8 protein-coding genes and 1 pseudogene are annotated in these 12,387 nt (G+C 62.0%); 6 read left to right on the top strand and 3 right to left on the bottom strand.

The genetic code is table 11. The annotated features are described in order from the left end of the window. The first annotated feature begins 78 nt into the window (after positions 1–78). The 6 genes and pseudogenes from PSH80_RS21200 (at position 79) to PSH80_RS21175 (ending at position 7,418) form a co-directional block, all read left to right on the top strand. Positions 79–777 carry an MtnX-like HAD-IB family phosphatase gene (locus PSH80_RS21200; RefSeq protein WP_198817977.1) on the top strand — a complete coding sequence of 233 codons (699 nt, stop codon included), beginning with the start codon at positions 79–81 and terminating at the stop codon, positions 775–777. Beyond that, positions 770–2,164: an aspartate aminotransferase family protein gene (locus tag PSH80_RS21195; RefSeq protein ID WP_057438348.1), complete on the top strand. Its 1,395-nt coding sequence runs from the start codon at positions 770–772 to the stop codon at positions 2,162–2,164. Before PSH80_RS21200 ends, PSH80_RS21195 begins: the two co-directional genes overlap by 8 nt. Next, complete coding sequence (locus PSH80_RS21190) at positions 2,161–3,042, top strand: carboxylesterase (RefSeq protein WP_057958588.1); 882 nt, start codon at positions 2,161–2,163, stop codon at positions 3,040–3,042. The genes PSH80_RS21195 and PSH80_RS21190 overlap by 4 nt, the downstream gene beginning before the upstream one ends. Positions 3,043–3,126: 84 nt before the next feature. Then, entirely contained in the window at positions 3,127–4,254 is a 1,128-nt protein-coding gene (locus PSH80_RS21185; RefSeq protein ID WP_186625557.1) for a GNAT family N-acetyltransferase, read from the top strand. Next, positions 4,251–6,031, top strand: a pseudogene (locus PSH80_RS21180) (ATP-binding protein). The gene PSH80_RS21185 and the pseudogene PSH80_RS21180 overlap by 4 nt, the downstream one beginning before the upstream one ends. Further along, positions 6,021–7,418, top strand: coding sequence for a sigma-54 dependent transcriptional regulator (locus tag PSH80_RS21175; protein ID WP_057958591.1), 1,398 nt, complete (start codon positions 6,021–6,023; stop codon positions 7,416–7,418). Before PSH80_RS21180 ends, PSH80_RS21175 begins: the two are co-directional and overlap by 11 nt. A 1,329-nt stretch (positions 7,419–8,747) precedes the next feature. Here the strand turns inward: PSH80_RS21175 and PSH80_RS21170 are convergent. From PSH80_RS21170 to PSH80_RS21160, 3 genes are read right to left on the bottom strand one after another with little or no spacing between them, the layout of a single operon-like run. Next, positions 8,748–9,086, bottom strand: a complete 339-nt coding sequence (locus PSH80_RS21170) for a GlpM family protein (protein WP_057438356.1) — start codon at positions 9,084–9,086, stop codon at positions 8,748–8,750. Between the two features lie 10 nt (positions 9,087–9,096). After that, positions 9,097–10,377, bottom strand: a complete 1,281-nt coding sequence (locus PSH80_RS21165) for a sigma-54 dependent transcriptional regulator (protein WP_233093252.1) — start codon at positions 10,375–10,377, stop codon at positions 9,097–9,099. Positions 10,378–10,433: 56 nt separating this feature from the next. Then, a complete protein-coding gene (locus tag PSH80_RS21160) occupies positions 10,434–12,335 on the bottom strand; it encodes a sensor histidine kinase (RefSeq protein WP_057958598.1) in 1,902 nt (633 codons plus the stop codon). Between the last annotated feature and the right edge of the window lie 52 nt (positions 12,336–12,387).

Raw genomic sequence — 12,387 nt, 5'->3', positions numbered from 1 at the left:
GTTTTGTGCACTTGGCACAGTCCCTGCTCTAACCCTGGTACAAGCGCATCCGCGCTGTCATCTCCAAGGTAAACGCAGATGAATGACTGGCATATCGTGTGTGACTTCGATGGGACCATCACACCCACCGATGTCATCGACAATGTTCTCCAACGCTTCGCCGGCCCCGAGTGGGAAACCATCGAGCAACAATGGCTGGACGGCCATATCGGTTCCCGCGAATGCCTGAGCCGCCAACTGGCATTGATCAAGGCGACACCGGCCGAACTGCTGGCGTATTTCGACACCGTTGAGATCGACCCGGACTTCCCGGACTTCGTCGACCATGTCCTTGGCCTGGGCGCGTCCCTTGAAGTGGTCAGCGACGGCATCGAGCAAGGCATCGCGCGGATCCTTTCGCGCAACTACGTGACCCTGCTGCCGATCATCGCCAACCGCCTGCGCCAGGTTGACCAGAACAGCTGGCGCATCGACTTCCCCCATGCCAGCGACGCTTGTCGCGCGGCCTCGGGCAACTGCAAATGCAAGTCCACCCCGCGTAACAAACGGGTGTTGGTGATCGGCGACGGCAAGTCCGATATGTGCGTCTCGACCACCGCCGATTTTGTTTTCGCCAAGGGCAGCCTGGCCCAGTACTGCCAGACCCACGCCATCCCCCATCTGCGCTTCGACACCTTTGCCGAACTGCCGGCCTTGCTGGCCAGGCTGCCCCAGGGCATCGCCGCCAACGCCACCCATTTCACTTCCGAAAATCAGGAACTCTTTCATCATGTCTGATATCCGTATCGCTACCGCCGAAGACCAGGTTCTGCTGGATAAAGAAGCCAAATACTGCTCCTACGGCGACACCGTCCACTACATCGACCCGCCGCGTATCTTCAGCCGTTGCGAAGGCTCCTACGTGTGGGACACCGAAGACCAGGCCTACCTCGACCTGCAAATGTGGTACTCGGCGGTCAACTTCGGTTACGCCAACCCGCGCCTGAACAATGCGCTGAAACAGCAGATCGACACCCTGCCGCAAATCGCCAGCCAGTACCTGCACAAGGGCAAGATCGAGCTGTCGGAAATGATCGCGGTGGATGCCAAGAAAAAATTCGGCCTCGATGGTCGGGTGCATTTCAACGTCGGCGGTTCGCAGTCCATCGAGGACTCGCTGAAGGTGGTGCGTAACGCCACCAACGGCAAGAGCCTGATGTTCGCCTTCGAGGGCGGTTACCACGGGCGCACCCTCGGTGCGTCGTCCATCACCTCCAGCTACCGCTACCGTCGCCGCTACGGCCACTTTGGCGAGCGCGCCAACTTCATCCCGTTCCCGTACCACTTCCGTGGTCCCAAGGGCATGACCAAGGAAGAGTACGGCAGCCACTGCGTGCAGCAGTTCGCCCGTCTGTTCGAGACGGAATACAACGGTGTGTGGGACCCGAAAGTCGGCCAGAGCGAGTACGCAGCGTTCTACGTCGAGCCGATCCAGGGCACTGGCGGCTACGTGATCCCGCCGATGAACTTCTACAGCGAACTCAAGCAGGTGCTCGACCAGCACGGCATCCTGATGGTGGTCGATGAGATCCAGATGGGCTTCTGGCGCACCGGTAAGTTGTGGTCGATCGAGCACTTCGATGTGCAGCCGGACGTGATCGTGTTCGGTAAGGCCCTGACCAACGGCCTCAACCCCCTGGGCGGCATCTGGGCCAAGGAAGAGTTGATCAACCCGAAAATCTTCCCGCCGGGTTCCACCCACTCCACCTTCGCCTCCAACCCGCTGGGTACGGCGGTGGGCCTGGAAATGTTCAAGATGACCAGCGAAGTCGACTACGGCGCGATGGTCATGGCCAAGGGCAAATACTTCCTCGAAGGCCTGCAAGAGTTGCAAAAGCGCTTCCCGATCATCGGCGACGTCGATGGCCTGGGCCTGGCCCTGCGCTGTGAAATCTGCGGTCCCGATGGCTTCACCCCGGACAAGGCGACCCTGGACTACATGGTTGACGAGGGCATGAAAGGCGACATGCTGGTAGACGGCCAGAAACTCGGGCTGATCCTCGATGTGGGCGGCTACTACAAGAACGTGATCACCCTGGCGCCGTCCCTGGAAATCAGCTACCCGGAAATCGACCTGGGCTTGAAGCTGCTGGAGCAACTGCTGACCCGAGCGATGAAGCGGTGAACCAGGCCGATATCGATCTCGGCGAAGGCAACGCCGGCTTCGTTCTCGGCAACGGTCCGGTCGGGGTCTTGTTGATCCACGGCCTGACCGGCACCCCGACCGAGTTGCGTCGGGTGGCCCAGGGCCTGGCCAAGGAGGGCAACTGCACCGTGTATGTGCCGACCCTGGCCGGGCACTGCGGGGGCAACGAAGACCTGCAGGCCACCGGTTGGCGCGACTGGTACGAGGGCGTGCGCAAGACCTTTGTCGGCGTGCAGCAGCGCCATGCGCAGGTGTTCGTCGGTGGCTTGTCCATGGGCGCGGTAATGTCGATGTACCTGGCCTCGGAGTTTCCGGGCCAGGTCGCCGGGTTGCTGATGTACTCCACGACCCTCAAGTACGACGGCTGGAGCATCAACAAATTTGCCTTCATCACGCCGTTGCTGATCCGTATTCCGTTCGGTGTGCGCCTGTTCCGTTTTACCGAGAAACCGCCCTACGGCATCAAGAACGAACGCCTGCGGGCCATCGTCGAGCGGCAGATGAAAGAGGGCGAGAGCAGCGAGGCCGGGTTGTTGACCATGGAAGGCGTCACCGTGCGCGAGCTGCACTGGATGAATGCGGTGGTGAAGAAACGCATGCCGTCGATCAAGACCCCGGCGCTGGTGCTGCACTCCATCGAGGACGACATCACCAGCCGCTGGAACGCCGACTACGTGGAACGCCACCTGGGGGGGCCGGTGACCAAGATCCTGTTGGACAACTGCTATCACATGATCACCGTCGACCTGCAATACCGCCGGGTGATCGAGTTGAGTGCCGACTTTATCGAGCAACACACCGGTTCAAAAATGGGCGATGTCTCGTTCTGCGAGCCCGCGCTGGCGGCGGCACAGTAAACATTGATGTTGCCTGAGCCACCGCTATCGCAGCCTCACGGGGCGAGACAGCGCCCACAGGAGCACTTACAGGGATATTCCGATGTGATCACCGCACACACCTTCCCGAGCATCCACGCCATCGAACGCAGTGCCTGGAATGACTGTTTTCCCCTGGCGTTGGAGGATTGGGATTACTACGTCGCCGTAGAAAACGCTGCCATCGACGACTTCCAGTGGCGCTACCTGGCCCTCTATGAGGACGGGCAACTGCTGGCCGTCGCCCCGGCGTTCATCACCCATTACCGCCTCGATACCACCGTGTCGGGCATCGCCAAACGCTTTACCCAGCGCCTGGAACGCTGGTGGCCGGGAGCGTTGCGCCTGGGCTTGTATGCCATCGGCTCGCCGGTGGCCGAGCAATGCCATGCCGGTGTCGCCAGCCATGTGCCCGCTGCGCGCCGCAGTGCGCTGTTGGAGCAATTACTGGTCGCCGCGCGTCGGGATGCCGATGCATTCGGCATCGGCCTGCTGGCGGTCAAGGACGCGCCAAGCCTGGATCAGGACTGGGCCGACAGCTGCAAGACCGTCGGCCTGCACAGCATGCCGAGCCTGCCTACCGGGCTGCTGCCGCTGCCCTACGGCTCGGTGGATGCCTATCTGGGCTCCCTGGGCAAATCCACGCGCAAGGATTTGCGGCGCAAGCTGCGTGCGCCGGGGCCACAGGTGGAGTGGCGGGACAATGTCGATGATGTGTTGCCGGATATCATGCGCCTCTACGAAGCCACGCTGGCTCGCGCCGACCTGCAATTCGAGCGCCTGCCTGCCGGTTATTTCAGCCAGGTGCTCGCCCAGCTTGAACAACGGGCGCGCTGTGTACTTTACTGGGTGGATGGGCAACTGGTGGCGTTCAACCTGGTGCTGCTGGACCAGCACCGGCTGATCGACAAGTTCTTTGCCCACGACCTGGCCCACAGCCGCGAACATAACCTGTACTTTCGCAGTTGGCTGACCAACGTCGACTACTGCATCGAGCACAATATTGCGTTGTACGAGTGCGGGCAGGCCGGGTATGCCAGTAAGCTACGCCTGGGCTGTGAGTTCGCCGGCAATACGCTGTTCTTCCAGCACCGCAACCGGCTGCTCGATACCCTGCTCAAGCTGGTAAAAGTGTTTATTCGCCCGGACCGATCCGACCCTGCCATGGCTGCTGCAATAAGCGAAACCCGATGATCGCCAAAACCCGTCAGAAAGCCCGCCCATTTGCCATTTCCCGCTGGAGCCTGCAGCGCAAGCTGGTGTTGGCGTTCTGGTTGGTGACGGTGATCCCTACCATGATCGCCGCCGAGCTGGCGGCCACCACCCTGTCGCAGATTTTCGACAGCAATGTGCGCATCTGGCTGCAAGAGTCGACCCGCATCGTCAAGGATGAAGTCAGCGACATCCTGCACGACAACGCCCGTGTGGCGCAGATCTTCCTGCGGTATGTGCGTCCGCCTTCCAGCCATGAAGCGATGCGTCATGACCGTTTGATCGCGGACATTGCCCGCGCCACTGATATTGACGTGGTCACGCTGATTCGTAGCAGTGACCGCAAGGTGATGTTCAGCACCGTGGGCGAGGATGTGGTGAAACAAATCAGCCTCGCTCCCAATGCCGTGTTGCAAACCGTGCAGGTCGGCGGCGCGGCCACCGGGGCCGTGATTTCCTCGTTCGAGACCAGCCAGGATGGCGTCGACTACGAACTGTTGGTCGGTACCTACCTGGACAGCAGCTTCCTGACCAGCGTCGCCGAGGTGCACTCCCTGGACTTGCGTCTGTACCTGGCCAATACCGAAGGCTTCTCGGAGATCTTCTCCACCCAGCGTTTTGAAGACCACCCGACCCGCGTGCCGAAATCCGTGGAAACCCTCCTGCGCAGCACCAAGCAGCCCAGTGAACAGTTCACCAGCAACTACAGTGGCCTGTACTGGCCGATCTTCAATGACACCGGCGAGTTGCAGGGCGTGATCTTCAGCGGCCTGCTGCGCCACACCAGCCTGGTGGGGCTGGTGAACCAGAGCAATCTGTTTGTGCTGATCTTCCTGCTCAGTTCCGCTTTGTCCCTGGGGGCCGGTGTGCTCTGGTCTCCCGGCACCTGTCCCGGCCACTGCGCGAATTGTCCCAGGGGGTGAGCGCGGTGATCAGCGGCAACTACCAGCACCGCGTGGCCGTCACCGGCGGTGACGAACTGGCGCAATTGAGCAGCACCTTCAACCATATGACCGAGCGCCTGGGCGAGTTGCATCACCTCGAAGCCCAACTGCGCCGCCGCGACCGCCTGCATGCCCTGGGCGAAGTGGCGATGGGCCTGGCCCATGAAATCCGCAACCCGCTGGGCATCATCAAGACCGCGACCCAACTGCTGCACCGTCGCACGGACCTGCCGGAGACCGACAAGCGCCACCTGGAATACGTGATCAGCGAAGTCAGCCGGATCAATGACCTGATCACCGATTTCCTCGACTTCGCCAAGCCCAGCGAACCGCTGCGCAGCCAGCAACCGGCGCGGCCGCTGGTGGAAGAAATCCTCGGTTTCTGCGCGCCGGAGCTGGCCAGCCACGCCATCGACGCCCATCTCGACGACCAGGCGCCGGGTGCGACCCTGTATGTGGACGCCAAGCAATTCAAGCAGGCGTGCCTGAACCTGATCCTCAACGCCATCGACGCCATGCCCCAGGGCGGGCGCCTGACCTTGAGCATCAGCCGTGTCGATCACTACACGGTGATCAGCATCAGCGATAGCGGCCAGGGCATCCCCCCTGAAATGATCGAGCGGATCTTTACCCCCTTTGTTACCACCAAGGCCTCGGGCACCGGCCTGGGCCTGGCGAAAGTCTATTCAATCATGGAGAGTCACGACGCCAGCATCGAATGCACCAGCGAGAAAGATGCCGGCGCCACCTTCAGCCTGTACATTCCGGCCAACGGTGAAGATGACGGCGACGACGAGGACAGTCATGACACATAACATATTGGTGGTCGACGACGAGCCCAAGCTCTGCGATTTGCTGTCGTCGGCCCTGAGCCAGAACCATATCCAGGTGTTTATCGCGGGCAATGGCCTGCATGCGCTCAAGGTGCTGGAGCAGGAGGACATCGACCTGGTGATCAGCGACTGGCGCATGCCCGGCATGGACGGCCCGCAACTGCTGGCCGAGATCAAGGTGCGCTACCCGCAATTGCCGGTGATCGTGATGACGGCCTACAGCACCGTGAAAAATGCCGTGCAGTCCATGCGTAACGGTGCCTACGACTACATTGCCAAGCCCTTCGATATCGACGAGCTGGACATCACCGTGGCCAAGGCCTTGCAGTTTCGCGACATCATGCGCGACAACGCACGGCTGCGTGCCGAACTCGATGAACATGCCCAGTTCGATAGCCTGGTCGGGGAAAGCCCGGCGTTTCGCCGAGTGTTGCAGGCGGTGGATTCGGTGCGTGAAAGCAACGCCACCATCCTGTTGACCGGCGAAAGCGGCACCGGCAAAGAAATGGTCGCCCGCGCCATTCACAAGCATGGCAACCGTGCAGACAAGCCTTTTGTGGCGGTCAACTGCGCCGCGATCCCCGAAGGCTTGCTGGAAAGCGAAATGTTCGGCCATCGCAAGGGCGCGTTTACCGGCGCCGTGGCCGACCGGGTAGGGCGCTTTATGCAGGCCGACAAGGGCACGCTGTTTCTCGACGAAGTGGGGGATATGCCCCTGGCGTTGCAGGCCAAGATCCTGCGCGCCTTGCAGGAACGGGTGATCGAGCCGGTCGGCGACCCGCGTGAGCGCAAGGTGGACGTGCGGGTGATCGCCGCCACCAACAAGAACCTGCTGGAAGCGGTGGCGAACAAGGAGTTTCGCGAAGACCTCTACTACCGCCTGAATGTGTTCCCGATCCCACTGCCAGCATTGCGCGAGCGCGTCGAAGACATCGCCCCGCTGGCCCGCCACTTTGCCCGCAGCCTGAGTGCCAACGCCGGTAAACGCATCACCGGCTTCAGCCCCGACGCCTTGCAGGCCATGGCCGCCTACAACTGGCCGGGGAACATCCGCGAGCTGCAAAACTGCGTGGAGCGCGCGACCATCGTCGCCTCCAGCCCGGTGATTGAAGATATCGACCTGCCGGCCTACCTGTTCGCGTCTCAGCCGACCGAGCGGGATGTGACGACAATCCTCAGCGAAGGCCCAGGCGTGCCCCAGGACCTGGACGCGGCGCTGGCCGAGGTGGAAAAGGCCTACATCCTCGCGGCCCTGCAGGAGAGCAATGGCGTACAGGCGGCTGCGGCGTCGCGGATTGGCATCTCCGAACGCAGCTTTTGGTACCGCTTGAAAAAGCTTGGGATCCAAATCGACAAAATCGTACGCTGAGCCCTGGGAGCCACACATAAGCAAATGTGGGAGCTGTCGAGCTTTAGCGAGGCTGCGATGCGGGCAGCTGGGTTTTTCAGGTGTACCGAGTCGATCCCATCGCAGCCTCGCCGGGGCTCGACAGCTCCCACAGGGGATTGGGGAGGCACACTGAGCAAATGTGGGAGCTGTCGAGCTTTAGCGAGGCTGCGATGCAGGCAGCTGGGTTTTGCAGGTGTGCCAAGTCGATCCCATCGCAGCCTCGCCGGGGCTCGACAGCTCCCACAGGGGATTGGGGAATCACAAGGATCAAATGTGGGAGCTGTCGAGCTTTAGCGAGGCTGCGATGCAGGCAGCTGGGTTTTGCAGGTGTACCGAGTCGATCCCATCGCAGCCTCGCCGGGGCTCGACAGCTCCCACAGGGGATTGGGGAGGCACACTGAGCAAAGGTGGGAGCTGTCGAGCTTTAGCGAGGCTGCGATGCAGGCTGCTGGGTTTTGCAGGTGTGCCAAGTCGATCCCATCGCAGCCTCGCCGGGGCTCGACAGCTCCCACAAGGGATTGGGGAATCACAGGGATCAAATGTGGGAGCTGTCGAGCTTTAGCGAGGCTGCGATGCAGGCAGCTGGGTTTTAAAGGTGTACCGAGTCGATCCCATCGCAGCCTCGCCAGGGCTCGACAGCTCCCACAAGGGATTGGGGAATCGCAGGGATCAAATGTGGGAGCTGTCGAGCTTTAGCGAGGCTGCGATGCAGGCAGCTGGGTTTTAAAGGTGTACCGAGTCGATCCCATCGCAGCCTCGCCAGGGCTCGACAGCTCCCACAGGGGATTGGGGAATCACAGGGATCAAATGTGGGAGCTGTCGAGCTTTAGCGAGGCTGCGATGCGGGCAGCTGGGTTTTGCAGATGTACCGAGTCGATCCCATCGCAGCCTCGCCGGGGCTCGACAGCTCCCACAAGGGATTGGGGAATCACAGGGATCAAATGTGGGAGCTGTCGAGCTTTAGCGAGGCTGCGATGCAGGCAGCTGGGTTTTAAAGGTGTACCGAGTCGATCCCATCGCAGCCTCGCCAGGGCTCGACAGCTCCCACAAGGGATTGGGGAATCGCAGGGATCAAATGTGGGAGCTGTCGAGCTTTAGCGAGGCTGCGATGCAGGCAGCTGGGTTTTGCAGATGTACCGAGTCGATCCCATCGCAGCCTCGCCGGGGCTCGACAGCTCCCATAAGGGATTGGGGAATCACAGGGATCAAATGTGGGAGCTGTCGAGCTTTAGCGAGGCTGCGATGCAGGCAACTCGGTTTTATGGGTGTACCGAGTGGGTCCAGTTCCCACAGTGGAGCCGTGGAGTGTCAGGCGTGAATTCGAATCCACACACTCACCAGCACCGTCGCCGCCATCAGCCACGCCACTGCGGCCACCGCCAGGGAGGCCTCCAGGCGCATGCGGTCGACCATCACATACAGCGTCGCCAGGTACACAAAGTACGGAATGATCGACCACATGCCGAACACAATGGTGGTCTTCAGGTCGTCCACCGAGCGGCCCTTGCCGACGATGTAGTGGGCGATCAGTGCAAAAGTCGGAAACAGCGGCACCAGGCCGGCGATGTAATAGTTCTTGGTTTTGGCCAGCACCGCCAGGAGCAACACCACCGCCGCTCCGAGGGCGGCCTTGAAGACTAAATCCACGCATGACTCCTTAGTGGCTCAGGCCGTATTTCTTGACCTTGTCGAACAGGGTGGTCTTGGCCATTCCCAGTTCCTGGCTGGCCTGGGTCAGGTTGCCGCCGCTGCGTTGCAGGGCGTCGCTGAGCAGGTTGCGTTCAAAGGCTTCCACCGCTTCGGTAAAGGCCAGGCCATGGTTGTCGGGGCTGGCGCCGCTTTTCTTGAAGGCGGGCAGGCCCAGGGCAAAACGTTCGGCGACGTTGCGCAGTTCACGTACGTTGCCGGGCCAGTCATGGCTCATCAGGCTGGACAGGGTCTGGTTGTCCAGCTCCGGGGCGATGCGGTCGAAGCGCAGGGATGATTGCTGCAGAAAGTGTTCGAACAACTGCAGGATATCTTCGCGACGCTCGCGCAGCGGTGGCAGTTCCAGGGTCACCACGTTCAGGCGGTAGTACAAGTCGCTGCGGAACTGGTTGGCGCGGCTCAAGTCGTCGAGGTCGGACTTGGTCGCGGCAATCACCCGGCAATCCACCGCCACGCTCTGGTTCGAACCCAGGCGCTCCAGGGTGCGCTCTTGCAAGACCCGCAGCAGTTTGATCTGCAGGTTCATCGGCATGCTTTCCACTTCGTCGAGGAACAGCGTGCCTTCGTGGGCATGCTCGATCTTGCCGATCCGCCGTTTGCCCGCACCGGTAAAGGCGTTGGCTTCGTGACCGAAAATCTCGCTCTCAAACAGGTTTTCCGGCAGGCCGCCGCAGTTCAGGGCGACGAACTGGTGGGCGTGGCGGCGGCTGAAGTCGTGCAGACAGCGGGCGACCAACTCTTTGCCGGTGCCAGTCTCGCCTTCGATCAGCACGTTGGCCGAGGTGTCGGCGACGTTGGCGATCAACTCGCGCAGGTTCTGCATCGCCGGCGATCGTCCGATGATCCGGCCTTCCAGGGAGTCACGCTCGGCCAGTTGCCGGCGCAGCGCCCAGACTTCCCGGGCCAGGCCACGTTGTTCGAGGGCGCGGCGCACCACGTCCACCAGGCGCTCCGGAGAAAAGGGTTTCTCCATGAAGTCATAGGCACCGTTGCGCATCGCACCCACTGCCATGGAAATATCGCCGTGGCCGGTGATCAGCACCACCGGCAGGCTTTTATCCAGGGCCTTGAGGCGGGTCAACAGCTCCAGGCCGTCAATGCCGGGCAGGCGGATGTCACTGATCACAATGCCGGCAAAGTTCTCGCCGACGCGCTTGAGTGCCTCTTCAGCACTGGCCACGCCGACGCTGGGAATATCTTCCAGGGCCAGGGCTTGCTGGCAGCCGAGCAACACATGGGGATCGTCTTCGACAATCAGCACGGTCAGCTCGGTGTTGGGTTGGCTGTTCATATCGACTCGCCGGGTTGATGGCCTGCCAGGGGCAGGCTCAGGACAAAGGCTGTACCACCAGCGGCCGGATGCTCGACGGCCAGGTTGCCGCCGGTGGCTGCGGCAAGGCTGGCCGACAGGGTCAGGCCCAGGCCCAAGCCTTGCTCGCCGGGTTTGGTGGTGAAAAAGGGTTCGAACAAATGCTTGCGGGTCTCAGGGTCGATGCCATGCCCGTTGTCCCGCACCCGCAGGCGGTATTTGCCTTCGCTGATGTCACTTTCCAGCCACAGCTGCGGGGCGGGTTGGGCGTGCATCGCGTCCAGGGCATTGCCGATCAGGTTGACTAGGATTTGCTCCAGGCGCGTCTGGTCGATCTGCAACATGGCCTGGCTGAACTGACGGTGTACGGTCAGCGGCAGGCTGTCGAGGCGGCTGCCCAGGACCTGGAACGCCGCATCCACGGCCTTGCCCAGACTGGCTTCGCCCTGGTCGTCGCCCCGCCGGGCAAACGAGCGCAGGCTGGCGGTGATGCGTCCCATGCGGTCGATCAGTTCATTGATGGTCTTGAGGTTGGTGCTGGCAGTATCCAGGGCGCCGCGCTCGAGGAAGCGCACGGTATTGCCGGACAAGGTGCGCAGGGCCGCCAGCGGCTGGTTCAGTTCATGGGCGATGCTGGTGGACATCTGGCCGATGGCCGCTAATTTGCCGGCCTGGACCAATTCGTCCTGGGCCCGGCGCAGGGTTTCTTCGGCCTGGCGCCGCTCGCGGATCTGCGCCTTGAGCCGTTCGTTGCTGGCGCGCAGGTCGGTGGTGCGCTCGGCAATCCGCCGCTCCAGCTGGTTGTTGGCTTCCTGCAGGGCCTCGCGGGCGGCCAGGCGTGTGGCGATTACCTTGCGCCGCTCATTCCAGGCAATCAGCAGGAACGCCACCAGGGCAAAGGCCACCGCAACGAGGATGCCCTGGTTGATCGCGGCCTGGCGCAGGTCGTTGAGCGGGGTGAGCAGGGTGAAATTCCACGGTGTGTCGTTCAGGGGCCGGGTCTGGGCCAGGTAGGTGACTTCCCGGTCGTCGGCCACCACTTCACTGTTGGCCGGGAAGGTCAGCTTTTCGGTGCCAGTGTCGAGCTGTTCGCGGGCCAGGGGTTGCAGTTCGTTGAGGGTCGCCCAGTAATATTGCAGGCTGCGGGCCAGGCGCTCCTTGGTATCGTCGCTCAGCGGGCGCACCGCCTTGAGCCGGCGTGCCGGGTCGCTGGAGAGGATGATGATGCCGTTCTCGTCGCTGACAAAGGCTTCCAGACGCGCGCGCTGCCAGCGTTCTTCCAGCGCTTCGAGGCGCACCTTGACCACTGCGACACCAATGATCTTGCCGTGTTCTTCCAGGCCATGGGCCAGGTAGTAGCCAGGCTCGCCATTGGTGCTGCCGATGCCATAGAAACGGCCGGGCTGGCCACGTACGGCATTCTGGAAATAGGCGCGGAACGACAGGTCTTCACCGAGGTAGCTGTCGACATCGCGCCAGTTACTGGTGGCCATCACGCGGCCGGTGGTGTCCATCACATAAATCGCCCGACTGCGGCTGCGCCGGTTCAGGCCTTCGAGGTATTCGTTGACCCTTTGCCGGTGTTCCGGGTTCGGGTCGGCCAGCAGTTTGGAGACGCTGGATTCCAGCTCCAGCAGGCTGGGCAGGTAGGTGTACTTGCTGATCTCACTCTCGACCGTGCGCGCATGCAGCTCCAGCTGGCGCTCGCCGTTCTCGCCCAGGGTCCGGATGCCGTAATGCTCGCTGGTCCAGAAGCCGATAAAACCCAGGCCGATCATCAACAGGATGATCAGGGGCGGCAGGAACAGCTGGCGAATCAGACGAGGCTTCACGGCAAGGGATGGCGGTGCGGCGCGATAGAGGGTGGGGTCGCATTTCATCACAGATGCCTTGGGTCAACCAGCGCTTGCCTGGACCGGTGTGGGGGGCGGG

This window comes from Pseudomonas sp. FP818 (assembly GCF_030687335.1).
In the GTDB taxonomy this organism is placed as follows: domain Bacteria; phylum Pseudomonadota; class Gammaproteobacteria; order Pseudomonadales; family Pseudomonadaceae; genus Aquipseudomonas; species Aquipseudomonas shahriarae.
This window is presented reverse-complemented; position numbering and strand designations above follow the sequence as displayed.